This window comes from Streptomyces sp. NPDC101234 (assembly GCF_044767525.1).
Classification (GTDB): domain Bacteria; phylum Actinomycetota; class Actinomycetes; order Streptomycetales; family Streptomycetaceae; genus Streptomyces; species Streptomyces sasae.
The window spans coordinates 197,251-217,893 of sequence record NZ_JBIWOA010000004.1 but is presented as its reverse complement, the minus strand read 5'-3'; the positions used below and the strand labels follow the sequence as shown (position 1 = coordinate 217,893).

The following is a 20,643-nucleotide window of genomic DNA, read 5'->3' as shown; positions in this document are numbered from 1 at the left end:
CCTCCGCTGAACGTCGACCGTCCCACGCGTCCCTCCCATGGTCGCCCGGCAGGCGGCCGGGTCAGGCTCCGAGTTCGCGAACAGCCTGGGCGAACGCGTCACCGCGCTTGTTGTAGTTGGCGAACATGTCCATGGAGGCACAGGCGGGTGCCAACAGCACAGTGTCTCCGGCGACGGCGAGCCGTCGCGCCTCCTGGACCGCCGCGAGCATCGCCCCAGTGTCGGTCCGGTCGAGGTCGACGACGGGTACCTCCGGCGCGTGTCGCGCGAGGGCGTCCCGGATGAGAGCGCGATCGGCACCGATCAGCACCACCCCGCGAAGTCGCTTTGCCGACCTGGCGACCAGCTCGTCGAAGGTCGCCCCCTTCGCCAGACCGCCCGCAATCCATACAATCGACTCATATGACGCCAACGAGGCTTCCGCCGCATGGGTGTTGGTGGCCTTGGAGTCGTCGATGTAGGCAACGCCGTCCACGTCGGCGACATGCGCGATGCGGTGGGCGTCCGGGCGGAAGTTCCGCAGCCCGTCCCGTACGGCCGTGGGCGGCACCCCGAAGGCGCGCGCGAGGGCCGCCGCGGCGAGGGCGTTGGCGATGTTGTGCGGGGCCGGCGGGTTGACGTCGGAGACCTCGGCCAGCTCCTGGGCGTTCTTCTGCCGGTTCTCGACGAAGGCGCGGTCGACCAGGATGCCGTCCACGACACCGAGTTGGGACGGGCCCGGGGTGCCGAGGGTGAAGCCGATCGCCCGGCAACCCTCCTCGACGTCGGCCTCGCGGACCAGGTCCTCGGTGAGCTTGTCGGCGACGTTGTAGACGCAGGCGACCCGGTTGCCCTCGTAGATACGGCCCTTGTCCTTGGCGTACGCCTCCATGGAGCCGTGCCAGTCGAGATGGTCCGGGGCGAGGTTCAGCACGGCCGCCGAGTGGGCGCGCAGCGAGGGCGCCCAGTGCAGCTGGTAGCTGGACAGCTCCACGGCCAGGACGTCGTACTCCTCGTCCCCGAGGACCGCGTCGAGCAGGGAGACACCGATGTTGCCGACGGCGGCCGTGCGCAGGCCCGCCGCCTTCAGGATCGACGCCAGCATCTGGACGGTGGTGGTCTTGCCGTTGGTGCCGGTGACGGCCAGCCACGGAGCCGCGTCGGGCCCCCGCAGCCGCCAGGCCAGCTCGACGTCGCCCCAGATCTCGATGCCGGCCGCGCGGGCCGCCGTGAACAGCGGCTTGTCCGGCTTCCAGCCGGGCGCGGTGACGATCAGCTCGGTGCCCTCCGGCAGGGTCGCACCGTCACCGAGCCGTACCGTGACGCCCAGCGCCTCCAGCTCGGCGGCCTGCTCACGCGCGCGTGCGTCGTCGCCGTCGTTGACGACCGTGACGACCGCGCCCCGCGCGTGCAGCACCCTGGCCGCCGGGACACCGGAGACGCCGAGCCCGGCGACGGTGACGTGTTTGCCCTGCCAGTCGGTCACTTGGCCGCTGCCCATCCTGCATAGAAGAGCCCAAGTCCGACAATCACACAGATGCCCTGGATGATCCAGAAACGGACCACCACAAGTACCTCGGACCAGCCCTTGAGTTCGAAGTGGTGCTGGAGCGGTGCCATCCGGAAGACGCGCTTGCCGGTGAGCCGGAAGGAGCCGACCTGGATGACGACCGACATGGTGATGAGGACGAACAGACCGCCCATGATGGCGACGAGGAGCTCGGTGCGGGACAGGATCGCCAGGCCCGTGAGGACGCCGCCGAGTGCGAGCGAGCCGGTGTCGCCCATGAAGATCTTGGCCGGCGAGGTGTTCCACCACAGGAAGCCGAGGCAGGAACCCATCAGCGCGGAGGCGATGACCGCGAGGTCCAGCGGATCGCGGACCGTGTAGCAGGCGTTGGGGTTGGTCAGGGTGACCGCGTTGGCGCAGGACTCCTGGAACTGCCAGACGCCGATGAACGTGTAGGCGCCGAAGACGAGCACGGAGGCGCCGGTGGCCAGGCCGTCCAGACCGTCCGTCAGGTTCACGCCGTTGGACATCGCGAGGATCATGAAAAGCGCCCAGACCACGAACAGCACCGGGCCGATGGTCCAGCCGAAGTCCGTGATGAAGGACAGCTTGGTGGACGCCGGCGTGTTGCCGATGGCATCCGGGAACTGCAGCGAGAGCACCGCGAAGGAGATGCCGACGATCAGTTGGCCGGCCATCTTCGCCTTGGCCCGCAGGCCCAGCGAACGACGCTTGACGATCTTGATGTAGTCGTCCAGGAAGCCGACCAGGCCCATCCCGCACATCAGGCCGAGCACCAGCAGGCCCGAGTAGGTCGGGGCGTAACCGGTGATCACCTTGGACAGGAAGTAGGCGGCGACCGTCGACAGGATGAAGGCGATACCGCCCATCGTCGGCGTACCGCGCTTGCTGGCGTGCTCGCGCGGGCCGTCGTCACGGATGTACTGGCCGTAGCCCTTGCGGGCGAGGAGCTTGATCAGCAGCGGGGTGCCGATCAGCGTCAGGAAGAGACCGATGACACCCGAGAAGAGGATCTGCTTCATCATCGGGCATCAACACCCTCGGCACCGGACTCCAGGAGCGCCTGCGCAACGCTCTCCAGCCCCACCGAACGTGACGCCTTCACGAGGACGACATCCCCCGGGCGCAACTCGCTGCGCAACAGGTCGACCGCCGCCTGTGCGTCGGACACGTGCACCGACTCCTCACCCCACGAACCCTCGTTATATGCGCCCAGTTGCAGCCAGGAGGCTTCCACTCCCCCGACGGCGACGAGCTTGCCGACATTGAGCCGGACGGCGAGCCGTCCGACCGCGTCGTGCTCGGCGAGCGCCTCGTCCCCGAGCTCGGCCATCTTGCCGAGCACCGCCCACGTGCGTCCCCCCTTTGCCTGTGCGGCTGTGCCCATGGCCGCGAGCGCGCGCAGTGCGGCCCGCATGGACTCGGGGTTGGCGTTGTAGGCGTCGTTGACGATGGTCACGCCGTCCGGGCGCTCGGTGACCTCCATACGCCAGCGGGAGAGGGAGCCCGCCTCGGAGAGCGCGGTGGCGATCTCTTCCGCGGACATGCCCAGCTCATGGGCGACGGCGGCCGCGGCGAGCGCGTTCGACACGTGGTGCTCACCGTACAGGCGCATGGTCACATCGCTTGCACCGGAGGGTGTGTGAAGGCTGAACGCGGGCTGTCCCGTGTCCGTGAGTCGTACGTTCTCGGCCCGTACGTCCGCTTCGGCCGACTCTCCGAAAAGGATCACCTTCGCCTTGGTACGGGTGGCCATGGCCCGGACCAACGGGTCGTCGGCGTTGAGGATCGCGGTACCGCCGTCCTCGGCGGCGGGCAGCGCCTCCACCAACTCGCCCTTCGCCTGGGCGATCTGCTCACGGCCGCCGAACTCGCCGATGTGGGCGGTGCCGACGTTGAGGACCAGGCCGATCCTCGGGGGCGTCAGATCCGTCAGGTAGCGGATGTGGCCGATGCCGCGCGCGCCCATCTCCAGCACCAGGAACTTCGTCTCCTCGGTGGCGGACAGGGCGGTCAGCGGCAGCCCGATCTCGTTGTTGAGCGAGCCGGGCGTGAACACGGTCGGCGCCTTGGTCCGCAGCACCTGCGCGATGAGGTCCTTGGTGCTGGTCTTGCCGGCCGAGCCGGTGAGGGCCACCAGGGTCGCGCCGAGCCGTCGTACGACATGGCGGGCGAGGGCGCCGAGGGCCCGCTGGACATCGTCCACGACGATCGCGGGCACGCCGACGGGGCGCGACGCCAGTACGGCGACCGCGCCCTGCCCGACGACCTGGGCGGCATAGTCGTGGCCGTCCACGCGTTCGCCCACGAAGGCGGCGAACAGGCTGCCCGGCCCCGCCTCGCGGGAGTCCCGGACGACTTCGCCGGTGACCTGGACGGACGGATCCGGTATGTCGTGCGTCTGCCCGCCGACGACTTCTGCGATCTCGGCGAGAGAGAGGGCGATCACAAGTTCATCCCTGGGTCTTCTGGATAGCTTCGCGAAGCACCTGGCGGTCGTCGAAGGGACGGACCACGCCGGCGATGTCCTGGCCCTGTTCGTGTCCCTTGCCCGCGACCAGCACGGTGTCGCCGGGGTGCGCCCGGGCGACGGCGGCGGCGATCGCGGCGGCCCGGTCCTCGAAGAGGAGCACCTCGCCGCGCTCGTGGGCGGGCACCGAGGCCGCGCCTTCGAGCATGGTCGCGAGGACGGCGAGAGGGTCCTCGGAGCGGGGGTTGTCGGAGGTCAGTACGGCCGTGTCGGCGAGCCGGGCCGCGGCGGCGCCCATCGGGGCCCGCTTGGTGCGGTCACGGTCGCCGCCGCAGCCGAGGACGATGAGCAGCCGGCCCTTGGTGACCTTGCGCAGGGCCTTGAGGACCGACTCGACGGCGTCCGTCTTGTGGGCGTAGTCGACGACCGCGAGGTAGGGCTGCCCGGCGTCCACGCGCTCCAGCCGGCCCGGGACGCCCGGGACGGCGGCGACACCGTCGGCGGCGGTCTGCGGGTCGAGGCCGGCCGCGGCGAGGGCGACGATCGCGGCGAGGGTGTTCGCCACGTTGAAGGGGCCCGGCAGCGGCGACTTGGCGGCGACCCGGACGCCCTCGGGCCCGACGACGGTGAACGTCGAGTCCATGGGGCCGATATGAACGTCCGCGGCGCGCCAGTCGGCGTCCGGGTGGCCCTCGGCGGAGTAGGTGACGACCGGGACGGAGGCCTCCTGGGCGAGCCTGCGGCCGTACTCGTCGTCGACGTTGACCACCCCCCGTCTGCTGCGTTCCGGGGTGAACAGCTGTGCCTTGGCCCGGTAGTAGTCCTCCATGTCGGAGTGGAACTCCATGTGTTCCGGACTGAGGTTGGTGAAGACGGCGATGTCGAAGACACAGCCGTCGACCCGGCCGAGGACCAGGGCGTGGCTGGAGACCTCCATGGCGACCGCCTCGACGCCGCGCTCGCGCATGACGGCGAACAGGGCCTGGAGGTCGGTGGCCTCGGGGGTGGTGCGCTCGGACTTGATGCGCTCGTCGCCGATGCGCATCTCCACGGTGCCGATCAGTCCGGTGTTGCGGGTCGACTTCAGACCGCCCTCGACCAGGTAGGCCGTGGTGGTCTTGCCCGAGGTGCCGGTGATGCCGATCTGCAGCAGGTCGCTGCCCGGGCGGCCGTAGATGGTGGCCGCGAGTTCGCCCATCCGCGCGCGCGGGTCGTCGACGACCAGGACCGGCAGGCCGGTCGCGGCGGCGCGCTCGGCGCCCGTCGGGTCGGTCAGCACGGCGACCGCGCCGAGGCCGGCGGCCTGCGTGACGAAGTCGGCGCCGTGCAGCCGGGCACCCGGCAGAGCGGCGTACAGGTCGCCGGGGCGGACCGCGCGTGAGTCATGGGTGATGCCCGTGACCTCGGCTGCGTTCTGCGCGGTATCCGGCTCGGCGGCACCCAGCTGATCGGCGAGCTCCGCGAGGGGTGTTGCGGAGATCTGAACCGGCCTGGGCGGCCCCGGATATGTCACGGAAGCGCCCTTCTGGGTGGTTTGGGACTGATCAGCGTGTGGCACGGCGGTGAGCGTACCGGGCGCACCCGCTCCGGAGCTAAAAAGGGGCCCGCGCGCAGCGCGGTCCGGCAAGGGTGGTGGTGGGTGACGAGTGGGAGAGGGCTGCCGGGCCCCGTGGTTCCCGGGATCGGGGGTGATCGTTGTCACGAGCTCGTTCCTGGTGGTCTGTGCGAAGCGCTGCGGCGCCGATCAGGGCTTGTAGTCGACGGGCAGGTTCGCCGCCTTGGCGCCGGTCGGGGGGATCTGGAGGGTCTTGAGGGCGAACTCCATCACCTGCTTGTAGATGGGGCCGCAGATCTGGCCGCCGAAGTAGCTGCCGGAGGTGGCGTTCTGGATGGCGCAGTAGACGGTGATGCGGGGGTTGTCCGCGGGCGCGAACCCGGCGAACGACGAGGTGTAGCCGCGGTACCTGCCGGTGGCCGGATCCACTCGGTTGGCGGTACCCGTCTTGCCGGCCACGTTGTAGCCGGGGATGGCCGCCTTGGCGCCGGTGCCCTGCTCGTCGTCCACGACGGACTCCAGCATCTCCGCGAGGGTCTTGGCCGTCTTCTCGCTGACCACACGGGTTTTCCTGGGCTGCGCGGCCGAGGTGAAGCGGCCGTCGGCGTCCTTGGTGCCGCGTACCAGGGTCGGATCGACGCGGACTCCGCCGTTGGCGATCGTCGAGTAGACGGAGGCCGCCTGCATGGCGTTGATGGAGAAGCCCTGGCCGAAAGGGATCGTGTACTGCTGCGACGTCGACCACTTGCCCGGGGCGGCCAGGATGCCCCGGGTCTCGCCGGGGAAGCCGAGCCCGGTGTAGCTGCCGATGCCGAACTTGCGCAGATACGAGTAGAGGATCTGGTTCGTCTGTTCCTGGGTCTTGCCGAGCTGGCCGGCGGCGAGGATGGTGCCGATGTTGCTGGACTTGGCGAGCACGCCGTTGAGCGTGAGGTACCAGGTGTCGTGGTCGACGTCGTCCTTGAAGGACCGGTCGCCGCGGTGCAGCCGGTTGGGCACCACCACGCGCGTGAGCGGGGTGGCGACGTTCTCCTGCAGCACGGCCGCCATCGACATGACCTTGGCGGTGGATCCGGGCTCGTAGGCGTCCTGGAGGGCCGCGTTGCCCATGTCGGCGGAGTCGGCCGTCGACAGGTCGTTCGGGTCGAAGCCCGGCGAGTTGGCCATCGCCAGGATCTGCCCGGTCCGGGTGTCCTGGACGACCACGTAACCGCGGTCGGCCTTGGACTTCTTGACCTGCTCGGTGATGGCGTTCTGCGCGGCCCACTGGATGTCGCGGTCGATGGTGAGCTCGACGTCGGATCCGGGCACGGCCGGGGTCTCGGTGGAGCCCGCGGTGGGCACCTCACGGCCGCCGGACTGGGCGTAGCGGATCTTGCCGTCCTTGCCCGTCAGCTGCTTGTCGAGCATCTGCTCGATCCCGCCGCCGCCCTTGCCCTCGGCGTTCACCCAGCCCAGTATCCCGGCGGCCAGGTCGCCGTTCGGGTACACGCGCTGACTGCTGGGGTCGGCGAAGACACCGGCGAGCACATTGACGGTGGTGCCGTCGGTCGCGGCCTTGTTGATCAGCGCGGCCTTCAGGTCCTTGATCTGCTTCCAGACCTGCGGGGTCTGCCGGGTGGCCAGCCGGACGTAGCGCAGGTCCTTGTTCTTCGGCCGCAGCAGCTTGACGAGGGTGGCCTGGTCCTTGCCGAGGATGGGCGCGAGCAGCGCGGCGGCCTGCTCGGGGCCGTCGCCCACCTTGAGCTGCTTGCTGCTGAACATGGTGGGGTCGGCGGTGATGTCGTACGCGTCCTCGCTGATGGCCAGCGCCACGCCGTTGCGGTCCGTGATCCCGCCGCGCTCGGCGGCCAGGGTGTGCACGACGTACCGATTCAGCTCGGCCTTCGCGGCGTACGCGCTGGCGTCGACGGCCTGGACCTGGAGCAGCCGGCCGACGAAGACGAGCATCACCACGGTCAGGGCGAGACCGACCATACGCAGCCGGGGACGGGGGCTGCCGAGCCGCAGCGCGGCACCGGCCGGGGGGCGCACCGCGCTCGGGCGCCGGACCGGACGCGCACCGGGGCCGGGACCGCGCCGGAGGGCGACCCTGGGGTCCCGGGGGCGGGGCGGCCTGGCGGGACCGGGCACGCGGCGGCGCGGCGGCTGCCTTTGTCCAGAGGCGTCTGGCACTTCCGTCACCTGCCGGGGGTCGTGGTCGGGGTCCTCACGGGCCTGGGAGCCGGCGTCGAGGTCCGGGGCGGAGTCGGGGTGGGTGTTGGTGTCGGGGTCGTCACCGGCGCGGGGGCGGTGGGTACGGGGGTCTGCACCGGCGCAGGGGTGGCTGCTGTCGGGGTCGGCACCGGTACGGCGGCCGAGGACGCGCCGAGGACCTCGGGAGCGAGCGGCGCCGAGGTCAGCCGGAGGGCGGCCGGGCCGGGGACGCCCTTCACCGTGCCGTCGGGGCCGAGGAAGGCCGGGTCGCCGCCGGGGACCATGCCGAGCTCGCGGGCCCGCCGCTGGAGGGCGTCGGGGGCGGAGTAGGCGTCGATGTCCCGCTGCAGCGCCTGCTCCTCGTCGGTGAGGCTCTTGGTCCGCTTCTGCAGGTCGTCGAGTCTGAACGAGCCCTCGCTGAGCGCGGAGTTCAGCACCAGCAGGCCGATCAGACCGCCGCCGAGGAGCAGGACGACGAGCAGGACGAACGGGGTACGGGCGGCCTGGCTGCCACGGCCGGCCGGGATGAGCCGAGCGAGCCGGGCGGCCCGTCCCTTCAGCTCGGGTTTCCTACTCACGTGTCCTCCGGTGGGTCCCCAGCGTCCCCTCGTTCACACGGCTCATTCAATGGACTCCCTGATCCGCTGGGCTCCACGAAGACGCGCGGGCGCCGCCCGGCGGTTCTCGGCGACCTCTTCCTCGGTGGGAAGTTCGGCACCGCGCGTGAGCAGCTTGAGCCGGGGCTGGTACTGCTCGGGCACGACCGGCAGCCCGGGCGGCGCGGTGGTGGCGGCACCGGCCGCGAACACCTGCTTGACCAGACGGTCTTCGAGCGAGTGGTACGACAGTACGGCGATGCGTCCGCCGACGGCGAGGGCCTGCACGGCGGCCGGGATCGCCCTTTCCAGGACGGAGAGTTCGCCGTTGACCTCGATGCGCAGGGCCTGGAAGGTGCGCTTGGCCGGGTTGCCGCCGGTGCGCTTGGCGGCCTGCGGCAGCGAGTCCCGGATCAGCTCGACGAGCCGGGCGCTGTTGCTGAACGGCTCCTTCTCGCGCTCCCGCACGATCGCCGAGACGATCCGCTTGGCCTGCTTCTCCTCGCCGTACGCGTACAGGATGCGGACGAGTTCTCCGGCCGGGTAGGTGTTGAGGACCTCGGCGGCGCTGATGCCGGTCGTCTGGTCCATGCGCATGTCCAGGGGCGCGTCCTGGGCGTAGGCGAAGCCGCGGTCGGCCTCGTCGAGCTGCATGGAGGAGACCCCGAGGTCGAACAACACGCCCTGCACGCGCGCGATGCCGAGGCGTTCGAGCACATCGGGAAGTTCGTCGTAGACGGCGTGCACCAGGGTGGCGCGGTCGCCGAAGCGGGCGAGCCGTTCGCCGGACAGGCGCAGGGCCTCCTTGTCGCGGTCCAGGGCGACCAGGCGGGCCTCGGGGAAGCGGGTCAGCAGCGCCTCGCTGTGGCCGCCGAGACCGAGGGTGCAGTCGACGACCACGCTCCCCGGCGTCTCCAGGGCGGGCGCCAGCAGATCCAGGCACCGCTGGAGCATCACCGGGACGTGTCGACTCTGGCTCAAGGGGGCCTCTCAGTTCCGGCACGGGGACGCACCGCCGGGTCCCCGCCCGCTCGGTACGCGCACCGCGCACGTGGGAAGACGGACCGGGCGCGATGCCGGGGTCTCCAGGGGATTTCACCAGCGGGGAGAGCCTCGCCTCCCGCTTCGCGTCACTTTAGTCCACCGTGTCGCCCGGTCAATCAACCGGCCTGCGCGTCGCGTACGGCATCGCGACGGGGGACGTAATTGGAAAGGAATCACCCGTACAGCCCTGGTTTGCCCTCCGTGTGGGTTAGCTCACAACAAGCCACGATGACGTTCTTTGTCCCCTCTCACAGGAGGCCATGAACACCCGTGACCAGTAACGTCGTGAGTATGACGACTTCCGCAGCAGCTCCCACTGGATCCGAAGGCGCCATAATCACCGGCGACACCGTGACGGACCGCCTGGTCGACGCCAACCGGACCTACGCCGACGCCTTCACCGACCCCGGCATGGACGCCCGGCCCGTGTTGCACGTGGCCGTGGTCGCCTGTATGGACGCCCGCCTCGACCTGCACAAGGCGCTCGGCCTGCAGCTCGGCGACTGCCACACCATCCGCAACGCCGGCGGTGTGGTCACCGACGACGTGATCCGCTCCCTCACCATCAGCCAGCGCAAGCTCGGCACCCGCAGCATCGTCCTGATCCACCACACCGGCTGCGGCCTGGAGGCCCTCACCGAGGACTTCCGCACCGAGCTGGAGATGGAGGTCGGCCAGCGCCCGGCCTGGGCGGTGGAGTCGTTCCGGGACGTCGACCAGGACGTACGGCAGTCGATGCAGCGGGTACGCACCTCACCGTTCCTGCTCCACACCAACGACGTACGGGGCTTCGTCTTCGACGTCCGCAGCGGCCTGCTGCGCGAGGTCGACCCGGCCTGAGCACGCTCCCCGGCGAGCCGCTCACCCCGAAAACCGCCGCCGTGCCCTGTCGGGACGCTGCCGAATAGACGGTCGAAAGCCCGTAAGACCGACATAGTGCGGGCAGTTGTCCACAGGCGAGTGACACGAATCGGTAACGGCAGCAAGAATGCGGTGTGGGACGTCGCGCGGAACTATTCACGCGCGGAGTCCGTGTTTCGGGGTGGGCCGGTTATGCGAGACGAAGCGCCGGCCCGGGCAATAACGGGCCGAGGAGGGCCGGGTGACGACCTATGACGATCGAGCGAGCCTTACTGATCTGACCGCCACTGTGGAGCGCGTCCGCAGTTCGGTGGAGGGTGTGATCGAGGGCAAGCCCGAGGTCGTACGGCTTTCGCTGACCGTACTGCTCGCCGAGGGACATCTTCTGATCGAGGACGTCCCTGGCGTGGGCAAGACGATGCTGGCGAAGGCGCTGGCGAAGTCCATCGACTGCACTGTGCGACGCATCCAGTTCACACCCGACCTGCTGCCGTCGGACATCACGGGTGTGTCCATCTGGGACCAGCAGCGCCGGGACTTCGAGTTCAAACCGGGCGCCATCTTCGCCCAGATCGTGATCGGCGACGAGATCAACCGCGCCTCGCCCAAGACCCAGTCCGCGCTGCTGGAGTCGATGGAGGAGCGGCAGGTCACGATCGACGGGCAGACCTATGAACTGCCCAGCCCGTTCATGGTGGTGGCCACCCAGAACCCGGTCGAGATGGAGGGCACCTACCCGCTGCCCGAGGCCCAGCGCGACCGCTTCATGGCCCGGGTCTCGGTCGGCTACCCCAGTGTGGAGGCCGAGTTGCAGATGCTCGACATCCACGGCGCGGTCAACCCCCTGGACGACCTCCAGCCGGTGGCGCACGCGCACGACATCGTGAAGCTGGTCGAGGCCGTCCGGGGTGTCCATGTCGCCGAACCGGTCCGCCGCTACGCGGTGGACCTGGTCGCCGCCACCCGCACCCACCCCGACCTCAGACTCGGCGCCTCCCCGCGCGCGACGCTGCATCTGCTGCGCGCGGCGAAGGCGTCCGCCGCTCTGAGCGGCCGGGAGTACGCACTGCCGGACGACGTGCAGGCACTCGCCGTCGCGGTCCTGGCCCACCGGCTGCTGCCCACCGCCCAGGCCCAGCTCAACCGGCGTACCTCGGAGCAGGTCGTCCAGGAGATCCTGCAGCGCGTCCCGGTGCCCGCGGCCCCCCAGCAGCAGGCGGGCTACGGCGGTCTGGGCCGGGGTGTGCCGTCCTATCCCCAGCAGCCCCCGCGGGGTCTGTGATGGGCGCCCCGGCGGAGGCCGACCGCGAGGAGTCGGGGGGCGTCCGCACGGCGCTCGCCGGGCTGACCACCCGGGGCCGCTCCTTCCTGGCGGCCGGGATCGCGGCGGTGATCTGCGCGTACATCCTCGGCCAGGCGGATCTGCGCCGGGTCGGGCTGCTGCTCGCCGTGCTGCCGCTGATCTGCGCGACCGTCCTCTACCGCACCCGCTACCGGGTGGCAGGCAGCCGCCGGCTCTCCCCGTCGCGGGTGCCGGCCGGCAGCGAGGCCCGGGTCCATCTGCGGATGGACAACGTCTCGCGGCTGCCCACCGGCCTGCTGATGCTCCAGGACCGGGTGCCGTACGTCCTCGGCCCGCGTCCCCGGTTCGTCCTGGACCGGGTGGAGCCGGGCGGCCGCCGCGAGGTGTCCTACCGGGTCCGCTCGGACCTGCGCGGCCGCTATCCGCTGGGCCCGCTGCAGCTGCGCCTGACCGACCCGTTCGGGATGTGCGAACTGACCCGCTCCTTCTCGACGTTCGACACCCTGACCGTCATCCCGAAGGTGGAGCCGCTGCCGCCGATCCGGCTCAGCGGGGAGGCCAAGGGGTACGGCGACGGGCGGCAGCGCTCACTGGCCCTGGCCGGCGAGGACGACGTGATCCCGCGCGGCTACCGCTACGGCGACGACCTGCGCCGGGTGCACTGGCGCTCCACCGCCCGCTACGGCGAGCTGATGGTGCGCCGTGAGGAACAGCCGCAGCGCGCCCGCTGCACGGTACTGCTGGACACCCGGGGCCTCGCCTACGAGGGCGCGGGCCCCGACTCGGCATTCGAATGGGCGGTCTCCGGCACCGCCTCGGTCCTGGTCCATATGCTCGAACGCGGCTTCTCGGTGCGGCTGTTGACAGACACCGGCAGCTCGGTGCCCGGCGAGGGCTCGGACGGTTTCGCGGGCTCCGGCCAGGAGTCGGCGGACGCGGCCGGGCTGATGATGGACACCCTGGCCGTGATCGACCACTCGGACGGCACCGGCCTGTCCCGGGCGTACGACCTGCTGCGCGGCGGCAACGAGGGGCTGCTGGTGGCCTTCCTGGGCGACCTCGACGAGGAACAGGCGGCGGTGGCCGCGAAGATGCGCCAGCGCAGCGGCGGTGCCGTCGCGTTCGTGCTGGACCCGGACACCTGGGTGCGGGAGCCCACCGACGTGCCCGCGCCCGGCAACGCGCACGAGGAGCGGCTGCGGATGCTGCGCGAGTCCGGCTGGACGGCCGTCGGCGTGCCGCGCGGCGCCTCGCTGACGGAGCTGTGGCGGCAGGCCGACCGGGAGCGCATCTCGGTGGCCGCGGCGGGCGGGGAGGCACGGTGATGAGCGGACGGGCGCGGCTGGCGCTCACCGCGGCCGCGGCGACGCTGATGGCGTCCTGCGCCCTGCTGCCCCTGGTCTCCCCGATGACCTGGCTGTTCCAGGCGGTGTTCCTGGTGGCGATCCAGACGGGTGTGGGGATGGCCACCCGGCGGGTGCCGCTGGCGCGGCCGCTGACCGTGGCCGCGCAGGCCCTGGCCACGCTGCTGATGCTGACCCTGGCCTTCGCCCGGAGCCACGCGATCGCCGGGCTGATCCCCGGCCCGGACACCTTCCGGTACCTCGCCGACCTGCTCCAGCAGGGCTCACAGGACGTCAGCCGGTATGCGATTCCCGCACCACTGACGGACGGCATCCGGCTGATGGTGATCGGCGGGGTGCTGGTCATCGGGCTGATCGTGGACACCCTCGCGGTCACCTTCCGCAGCGCGGCCCCGGCCGGGCTGCCGCTGCTCGCGCTGTACTCGGTGGCGGCGGGCCTGTCCGACGGGGCGGCCGACTGGCTGTGGTTCCTGGTGGCGGCGGCCGGCTATCTGATGCTGCTGCTCGCCGAGGGCCGGGACCGGCTCTCGCAGTGGGGCCGGGTGTTCGGCGGGGTCTCGCGGACCCCGGGCGGCCCGGAGAGCGGTGCGGTGGCCCCGGTGCGCACGGGGCGCCGGATCGGTGCCGCCGTGCTCGGTGTCGCCCTGTTCGTGCCGCTGGCCATGCCGTCGATCCAGGGTGGTCTGCTGGACGCCACCGGGACCGGTGTGGGGGTGGGCGACGGGAGCGGCGGCACGATCTCCGCGGTCAACCCGCTGGTGTCGCTGCGGGACAGCCTCAACCTGGACGAGGACCGCCAGGTGCTGTCGTTGCGGACCAGCACCGACGACGTCTCCGACATGTATCTGCGGATCGTCTCCCTGGACGACTTCGACGGCACCACCTGGAAGCCGGCCCAGCGGCACATCACCAATGTGCCGGGCACGTTCCCGACCCCGGCGGGCCTCGGCGGTGACGTCAAGCGGACGACGATCAGAACGACGGTCTCGGCCGCCGACTGGTACGCCCAGGACTGGCTGCCGATGCCGTATCCGCCGAGCGGGGTGAAGATCGCCGGCACCTGGCGCTACGAGCCGGTCGGGATGACCCTGGTCGGCGACCACGGTCAGAACACCCGCGGTGAGACCTACCAGGTCACCAGCCTGGACGTGCAGCCGACGCCGGAGCAGCTTGCCTCGGCGCCGGAGCCGTCGGCGGCGCTGAAGAAGGAGTACACCAAGGTCCCCTCGTCGCTGCCGTCGGTGGTGGCGAAGACGGCCAGGGCGATCACCGCGGGCTCGGCCAGCCACTACGAGCAGGCGGTCAAGCTCCAGGACTACTTCGCCGTGTCCGGCGGCTTCCAGTACGACACCCAGGTGGAGGTCGGCCGGGGCGAGGGCGCGATCGCGAACTTCCTGAAGCAGAAGCGCGGTTTCTGTGTGCACTTCTCCTTCGCGATGGCGGCGATGGCCCGGACGCTGGGTATCCCGGCCCGGGTCGCGGTGGGCTTCGCCCCCGGCACCCCGCAGGCGGACGGCACGGTGTCGGTGGGTCTGAAGGACGCGCACGCCTGGCCGGAGCTGTACTTCGAAGGCGTGGGCTGGACCCGTTTCGAGCCGACGCCGACCCGGGGCACGACGCCGTCGTACACCGTGTCGGACACCCCGGGCTCCTCCGTGCCGGACGAGGTGCTGCCCTCCAAGGGCGCCTCGGTGGCACCGTCGGCCTCGGCCTCCGAGAGCCAGAGCTGCACGGCCCAGCTGCGCAAGCTGGACGCCTGCGCGAGCCCGTCCGCGGCGAGCACGGTGCAGCAGGGCGACGGCGGGCCGCCGTGGTGGCAGCTGGCCCTGTGGGCGCTCGCCGGACTCGCCGTGCTGGCGGTGCCGCTGTCGCCGATGCTGTACCGGCAGCGGGCGCGGGCCAGACGCCTCGGGGCGTACGACCGCAGCCCCGAGGGCGTGGCGGCGCACACGCTGGCGATCTGGCAGGAACTGATCGACACCGCCTGGGACTTCGGCATCCTGCCGGACGACTCGCAGACCCCGCGCGGCACGGCCGACCGGCTCGTCCGGCTCTGCCGTCTCGACCCGGTCACCGGGGCCTCGGTGCACCGGGTGGCGGACGCGGTCGAACAGGTGCTGTACGCGCCACAACCGCGGCCGACGGCGGGGCTCGCGGACGATGTCCGCCGGGTGACGGCCGCGCTGAAGGGCACGGCCGGCGTCCCCGCACGGCTCAGGGCGCTGTTCGCTCCCCGGTCGAGTGTGCGCGTGGTGTGGGCGGCGTCGGCCCGGTGGGCGCGGCTGCGCGAGCGCGCGGCGGCGGCCCGGCCGACCCTGCGCAAGCCGTCGGGGCAGAGCAGCTGACGGGCAGGGCTGCCGCCGGCCCGGCGGCAGCCGGCCTCGACCGACGTCCCGCAATGGCCGACCGGTCTTCGGTGAAGGCTCCGGCCGGACGTCGACTGCCGGACAACGACTGAGGGGTGACCGCCCGGTGGCGGTCACCCCTCAGTCACGCTGTGTTCGGCGGAGCCGTCAGTGGCCCTGCTCGTCGCGGCGGCGCTGCCAGCGCTCTTCGATGCGGTCCATCATGGAGCGCTTCGGCCGGCTCTGACGGCGGGCCTGTGAGCCCGCGGCGGGCTGCTCGCCGGGCTTGGGAGCCTTGCGCCAGCCGGTGACGGCGAGTACCGCACAGCCCAGCATGACGAGGAAGCCCACCACGCTGACCCAGATCTGCTGCGCGGCCACTCCGGCGATGAGGAGCGCGATACCCACGAGGAAGCCGGCTGCCGCCTGGTAGACCCGTCGCCGGGTGTACGTCCGCAGGCCGTTCCCCTCAAGCGCTGTCGCGAACTTGGGGTCTTCGGCGTACAGCGCTCGCTCCATCTGCTCAAGCATTCGCTGCTCGTGCTCCGAGAGCGGCACGGCGTCCTCCTCATCGTGCAGTCGCCGGGGCGACCCGGGGGGTCCCTTCAGGATAGGCAGGGAATCGCCCCCGTGAAACCCGCCCCTCTAGGCCAATTGGCCAACCGGAACCCGCCATGGCAGTCCCGGCTCGCTGAGGCTTCCATTCCCCAGTGGCCGACCCGTCATGCCGGGTGGTCTCCCTCGATCATACGGCGCAAACCCCTCGATCGGGGGGCCTGTGGCGTACTCCATCCGCTGTCGAGCCGCTGATCAGCGGGCTCGTCTCAGGAGCCTCTCAGACTCCGGCCGCCCCCGGTGTCTCGCCGAGCACATGGAGCTGGGTGGCGAGGGCGCGGAAGGCCGGGAGCTCGGCCGCGGCGGCCTCCAGCTTGAGCAGGGCGTCGAGGGCCCCGGGCTCGGTGTCCACCAGGACGCCGGGGACCAGGTCGGCGAAGACCCGCACACCGTGGACGGCGGCGACGGCGAGGCCAGCGCCCTCGACCAGGCCGGTGAGCTGCTCGGCGGTGAAGCGGCGCGGCACGGGGTCGCCGCTGCCCCAGCGGCCGTCGGGGTCGTCGAGGGCCTGCTTGGCCTCCTTGAAGTGCCCGGCGAGGGCACGGGCGACCACGGCCCCGCCGAGCCCGGCGGCGAGCAGGCTGAGGACGCCTTCGGCGCGCAGTGCGGCCACCGCGTTGGCCACGCCCTCGGCCGGGTCGTCGACGTACTCCAGGACGCCGTGGCACAGCACCACGTCGTGGCCGCCGCGCTCGACCACGTCGAACAGGCCGTGGACGTCGCCCTGGACGCCCTTGACCCGGTCGGCGACACCGGCCTCGGCGGCACGGCGTTCCAGTGCGAACAGCGCGTTGGGGCTGGGGTCGACGACGGTGACACGGTGGCCGAGGCGGGCGAGGGGGACGGCGAAGTTGCCGCTGCCGCCGCCGGTGTCGAGGATGTCGAGGATGTCCCGGCCGGTGGCCTTGACCCGGCGGTCGAGGGCGTCCTGGAGGACCTCCCAGACCACGGCGGTACGGAGAGAAGCGCGGGGTCGAGTGGGGTCCGGCACGGCAGTTGACTCCTCGGCGCGGCACCGCCTGTTGCCCGGCGGCGCGAACTCGGCGCCTCCCCGGCCCGGGGTGCGGACGGCGGGAAGGCTTCAGGCGCTCTCCACCCTATTGCCTCCGCTGCCTTGCCTGGTCATCCCGCGTCGGGCAACTCCCTCCCCGGGCTCCCGGAGTCGTCGTCGGGCCGCTCCCCTTCCTGTCGGCGCGGCTGCGGCAGGACCGGCTGGAGGACGAGCATCCGCTCGACGATGCGGACGAACATGGCCACGTCGCGTATCAGGTCGTCGGCGTCCCGGCGGCTGGCCGCGCCCTGGATGCCCGCCTCGGCGCGGGCCCGGCGGCGGGCGCCGGAGGCGAACAGGGCGCTCCACTCGGTGAGCTCGGGGGCGACCTCGGGCAGCACCTCCCAGGCGCTGCGGATGCGGGCCCGGCGCCGGGGCGAGGTCTCGGGGCGGGCGAGGGCGGCGAGTACGGCGGCCGCGGTGCGCAGGGCGGCCAGGTGGGCCGTGGCATAGCGCTCGTTCGGGGTGTCGAGCAGTTCGGCCTCGTCGAGGGCGGCACGGGCCTGGGTGAGCAGGTCGAGGGCGGCGGGCGGGGCCGTGGCCCGGCGGAGCACGGGGTGCACATCGCTCGCCGGGCCGGTCAGTGAGGGGGCAGGGCCGGTGGCGCGGCGCCGGTGGGCGGCGGCCGCTGAAGAGTTGGCCATGACGAACCTCCTGTCGTCTGGGTGACGGCTCCCTCACACGGGGTGCCGTATGTGCCCATCGTGAGGTATGGCACTGACAATCCGTTCTGACCTGGGCTTTTGCTTCGATCGAAGGTTCGGGTTAGTTTTTGCACTGACCAGTCAGTTCAAAAACGGTGCGGATCCGGAAGAGTGGGGGGACCTGTGCACGGCGTATCTGTCACAGCCGAGCGCCTCGGGCTCAAGGGCCCGCGCGGCTGGGCGTTCCAGGGGATCTCCCTGGACGCCGGGCCGGGCGCGCTGATCGCGGTGGAGGGGCCGTCCGGCTCCGGCCGCACCTGTCTGCTGCTCGCGCTCACCGGCCGGATGAAGGCCACCGAGGGCACCGCGACCGTCGGTGCGGCCCGGCTGCCCAAGCAGCTGGCGGCCGTGCGCCGGATCAGCGCGGTGGCCAACGTCGCCGGGGTCACCGACCTCGAACCGGCCCTGACAGTCGGCGAGCACCTGCGCGAACGGGCCCTGCTGCAGCGCCGGTTCGGCGACTCCCTGCGCAACCTGGTGAGGCCGCGCACCGACCGGAGCGCGCGGGCACGGCAGCTCGCCGACGACGCCCTGGCCGCCGCCGGGCTCGACCTGGAGTCGCTGCCGAAGGGCGCCCGCACCGCCGTACGGGATCTGGAGCGGATCGAGGCGCTGCGGCTGTCCGTGGCGCTGGCCATGGTCGGGCGGCCCCGGCTGCTGGCCGTGGACGACGCGGACCTGAAGCTGTCGGAGGCCGAACGGGCCGAGGTCCGGGCGCTGTTGGCGTCGATCGCGGAGTCGGGGACGACGGTGGTGGCGGTGTGCGGGGAGGCGATGGCGGGGGCCGTCGTCGTACGCACCGGCAGCACCGAGGCGGCCGGGACGTCTTCCGAGCCGTCGCAGACATCGAAGGCGTCGCAGACATCGAAGGCGTCGCAGGCATCCGAGACGTCGGAGGCAGCACAGAGGGAGGAGGCCGGCGATGCGCTCGCCGCGACTGGCCGCGCTTGAGCTCAGGCGCTTCGGACGGGGGAAGCTGCCGCGCGCGGCCCTGGTGGCCCTGCTGGTGCTGCCGCTGCTGTACGGCGCGCTGTACCTGTGGTCGTTCTGGGATCCCTACGGCCGCCTGGACCGCATCCCGGTGGCGCTCGTGAACGACGACAAGGGGGCGACCGCGAGCGGGAAGAGGATCACCGCGGGCGACGACATCGTCACCGGACTGCAGGACAGCAGGACCTTCGACTGGCACGAGGTGAGCGCCGCCGAGGCGCGCCGGGGCGTCGAGGACGGCACCTACTACCTGTCGCTGACCATGCCCGCCGACTTCAGTGCGCGCATCGCCTCCAGCGCGGGCGACTCCCCGGAGACCGGCGCACTCCAGGTGCGTACGAACGACGCCAACAACTACATCGTCGGACAGATCTCCCGCACGGTCTTCAACGAGGTGCGCTCGGCGGCGTCCGCCAAGGCGTCCCGGTCCTTCCTGGACCGGATCTTCATCTCGTTCTCCGGCATCCACGGGCAGACGGTGAAGGCGGCCGAGGGCGCCGACACGCTCACCGGTGGCATCGGAAAGGCCGCGAAGGGTTCGAAGGACCTCGCGGACGGCCTGAAGGACGCCAAGACCGGCAGCGGGAAGCTCGCCAAGGGGATCAAGAAGCTGGACGCGGGCGCCGGGACGCTCGCTGACGGTTCGCGGCAGGTCGCGGACGGCACCCAGGCCCTCGCGGACCGGGTCGACGGGGTCTACGGCAAGGTCGGCCCGTATCTGGCGAAGAACGAGAAGACCATCGGTGACACCGCACAGCTGGTCGCCGACTCGGCCCGGACCGTCCGCGGCAACCTGGGCGTCCTGGTGAAGACGGCCCCGGCGGCGGCAAAAACCGCGCACACGGCCGCCGGCACACTCGACGAGGTCTACGCGGCGCGCTGCTCGGCGCAGCTGCTGACCGACCCGGTCTGCCCCGATCTGAAGAAGGCCAGGGAGGCGGCCGACGACGTGGCAGCCGTCGCCGACGACCTGAACACCCTGATCGCGGACCAGAACGGCGACCTGAAGACGCTCGACGCGAACCTCGGCACACTCCAGACGCAGGCGCAGGCCCTCGCCGACCGCGCCCCGCACCTCTCCGAGGACGTAGCCGACGCCGTCAAGAAGATCGACAAGCTGAACGCCGGTGCCTCCCGGGTCGCCGCCGGTGCCGCGAAGCTGCACACCGGTCTCGGCACGGCGACCACCGGTGCGACCGGTCTCGACGCGGGGATCGGCAGGCTCAAGACCGGCGCCTACGGCCTCGACGGCGGGATGTACAAGCTGGTCGACGGCTCCGGCAGGCTGGCGGGCGGCCTGCACGACGGCGCGGACAAGATCCCGGACTACGACAAGAAGGACCGCGACCAGCGCACCGGCGTCATGGCCGACCCCGTCCAGCTCGCCTCGCAGGACCTGCACAAGGCACCCAACTACGGCACCGGGTTCGCCCCCTACTTCATCCCGCTGTCCCTGTGGGTCGGCGCGATGGTCGCCTACATGCTGATCCAGCCGCTCAACCGGCGGGCCCTGGCGGCCGGCTCGGCGGCCTGGCGGATCGCGCTGGCGGGCTGGCTGCCGGTGGTCGCGGTCGGGGTGCTGCAGACGGCCGCCCTGATGGCCGTACTGCACTGGGCGATCGGGCTGCAGATGGTCCGCGCGGCCGGGACGGTGGGCTTCCTGTTCCTGGTGGCCGCATGCTTCGCGGCGATCGTGCAGTGGCTGAACGCCCGCTTCGGGGCGGCCGGCCGGATCCTGGTGCTCGCCCTGCTGATGCTCCAGCTGACCTCGGCGGGCGGCACGTATCCCGTGCAGACCAGTCCGGGCTTCTTCAACGCCATCCACCCGTTCCTGCCGATGAGCTATGTCGTGGCGGCGCTGCGCAGGCTGATCACGGGCGGCGGACCGGGGCCGGTGTGGCAGGCCTGCGCGGTCCTGGCGGCGTTCACTGCGGGCGCGCTGGCGCTCACCGCGCTGTCGGCCCGGCGCCGCCAGGTGTGGACCCTGGACCGGCTACATCCTGAACTGAGCCTGTGAGGACGTTCATGACCTCCTCTTA

16 protein-coding genes are annotated in these 20,643 nt (G+C 71.6%); 6 read left to right on the top strand and 10 right to left on the bottom strand.

All coding sequences use genetic code 11. The features are described from left to right. Positions 1-61 precede the first annotated feature (61 nt). The 7 genes from murD to rsmH all read right to left on the bottom strand — a co-directional run bounded on the left by murD (position 62) and on the right by rsmH (position 9,308). Positions 62-1,480 (bottom strand): UDP-N-acetylmuramoyl-L-alanine--D-glutamate ligase, encoded by a 1,419-nt coding sequence (gene murD / locus ACIRR9_RS09530; RefSeq protein ID WP_365336007.1) that lies wholly within the window; start codon positions 1,478-1,480, stop codon positions 62-64. Further along, complete coding sequence (mraY, locus tag ACIRR9_RS09525; protein ID WP_365336111.1) at positions 1,462-2,532, bottom strand: phospho-N-acetylmuramoyl-pentapeptide-transferase; 1,071 nt, start codon at positions 2,530-2,532, stop codon at positions 1,462-1,464. The genes murD and mraY overlap by 19 nt, the downstream gene beginning before the upstream one ends. Continuing rightward, complete coding sequence (gene murF / locus ACIRR9_RS09520) at positions 2,532-3,959, bottom strand: UDP-N-acetylmuramoyl-tripeptide--D-alanyl-D-alanine ligase (protein ID WP_403749320.1); 1,428 nt, start codon at positions 3,957-3,959, stop codon at positions 2,532-2,534. The genes mraY and murF overlap by 1 nt, the downstream gene beginning before the upstream one ends. A 4-nt stretch (positions 3,960-3,963) precedes the next feature. Then, on the bottom strand, positions 3,964-5,493 hold the full coding sequence (locus ACIRR9_RS09515) for a UDP-N-acetylmuramoyl-L-alanyl-D-glutamate--2,6-diaminopimelate ligase (RefSeq protein WP_403749318.1): 1,530 nt from the start codon (positions 5,491-5,493) through the stop codon (positions 3,964-3,966). 231 nt (positions 5,494-5,724) lie between these two features. Continuing rightward, the gene (locus ACIRR9_RS09510) at positions 5,725-7,569 is read right to left on the bottom strand and encodes a peptidoglycan D,D-transpeptidase FtsI family protein (protein ID WP_403749316.1); all 1,845 of its coding nucleotides are present in this window, start codon (positions 7,567-7,569) and stop codon (positions 5,725-5,727) included. 146 nt (positions 7,570-7,715) lie between these two features. Further along, positions 7,716-8,309 carry a septum formation initiator family protein gene (locus ACIRR9_RS09505; RefSeq protein WP_403749314.1) on the bottom strand — a complete coding sequence of 198 codons (594 nt, stop codon included), beginning with the start codon at positions 8,307-8,309 and terminating at the stop codon, positions 7,716-7,718. Positions 8,310-8,351: 42 nt separating this feature from the next. Beyond that, positions 8,352-9,308, bottom strand: coding sequence for a 16S rRNA (cytosine(1402)-N(4))-methyltransferase RsmH (gene rsmH / locus ACIRR9_RS09500; RefSeq protein ID WP_384574326.1), 957 nt, complete (start codon positions 9,306-9,308; stop codon positions 8,352-8,354). Positions 9,309-9,662: 354 nt separating this feature from the next. Between rsmH and ACIRR9_RS09495 the strand changes: the two genes are divergently transcribed. The 4 genes from ACIRR9_RS09495 to ACIRR9_RS09480 all read left to right on the top strand — a co-directional run bounded on the left by ACIRR9_RS09495 (position 9,663) and on the right by ACIRR9_RS09480 (position 15,244). After that, complete coding sequence (locus ACIRR9_RS09495; RefSeq protein ID WP_403749311.1) at positions 9,663-10,211, top strand: beta-class carbonic anhydrase; 549 nt, start codon at positions 9,663-9,665, stop codon at positions 10,209-10,211. Between the two features lie 262 nt (positions 10,212-10,473). After that, entirely contained in the window at positions 10,474-11,514 is a 1,041-nt protein-coding gene (locus ACIRR9_RS09490) for a MoxR family ATPase (protein ID WP_123977884.1), read from the top strand. Further along, positions 11,514-12,860: a DUF58 domain-containing protein gene (locus ACIRR9_RS09485; protein ID WP_384574321.1), complete on the top strand. Its 1,347-nt coding sequence runs from the start codon at positions 11,514-11,516 to the stop codon at positions 12,858-12,860. The genes ACIRR9_RS09490 and ACIRR9_RS09485 overlap by 1 nt, the downstream gene beginning before the upstream one ends. Continuing rightward, positions 12,860-15,244, top strand: coding sequence for a DUF3488 and DUF4129 domain-containing transglutaminase family protein (locus ACIRR9_RS09480; RefSeq protein ID WP_403749309.1), 2,385 nt, complete (start codon positions 12,860-12,862; stop codon positions 15,242-15,244). The genes ACIRR9_RS09485 and ACIRR9_RS09480 overlap by 1 nt, the downstream gene beginning before the upstream one ends. A gap of 168 nt (positions 15,245-15,412) precedes the next feature. On the opposite strand, the gene ACIRR9_RS09475 is transcribed toward ACIRR9_RS09480, so the two are convergent. The 3 genes from ACIRR9_RS09475 to ACIRR9_RS09465 form a co-directional block, all read right to left on the bottom strand. After that, complete coding sequence (locus ACIRR9_RS09475; RefSeq protein WP_123977881.1) at positions 15,413-15,802, bottom strand: DUF3040 domain-containing protein; 390 nt, start codon at positions 15,800-15,802, stop codon at positions 15,413-15,415. A gap of 277 nt (positions 15,803-16,079) precedes the next feature. Continuing rightward, positions 16,080-16,850, bottom strand: a complete 771-nt coding sequence (locus tag ACIRR9_RS09470; RefSeq protein ID WP_123977880.1) for a methyltransferase — start codon at positions 16,848-16,850, stop codon at positions 16,080-16,082. Between the two features lie 131 nt (positions 16,851-16,981). After that, positions 16,982-17,554, bottom strand: coding sequence for an SAV_6107 family HEPN domain-containing protein (locus tag ACIRR9_RS09465; RefSeq protein ID WP_384576145.1), 573 nt, complete (start codon positions 17,552-17,554; stop codon positions 16,982-16,984). A gap of 183 nt (positions 17,555-17,737) precedes the next feature. Between ACIRR9_RS09465 and ACIRR9_RS09460 the strand changes: the two genes are divergently transcribed. Beyond that, positions 17,738-18,565, top strand: a complete 828-nt coding sequence (locus ACIRR9_RS09460; protein ID WP_403749307.1) for an ATP-binding cassette domain-containing protein — start codon at positions 17,738-17,740, stop codon at positions 18,563-18,565. Further along, entirely contained in the window at positions 18,537-20,621 is a 2,085-nt protein-coding gene (locus tag ACIRR9_RS09455; protein ID WP_403749305.1) for a YhgE/Pip family protein, read from the top strand. The genes ACIRR9_RS09460 and ACIRR9_RS09455 overlap by 29 nt, the downstream gene beginning before the upstream one ends. Positions 20,622-20,643: the final 22 nt, after the last annotated feature.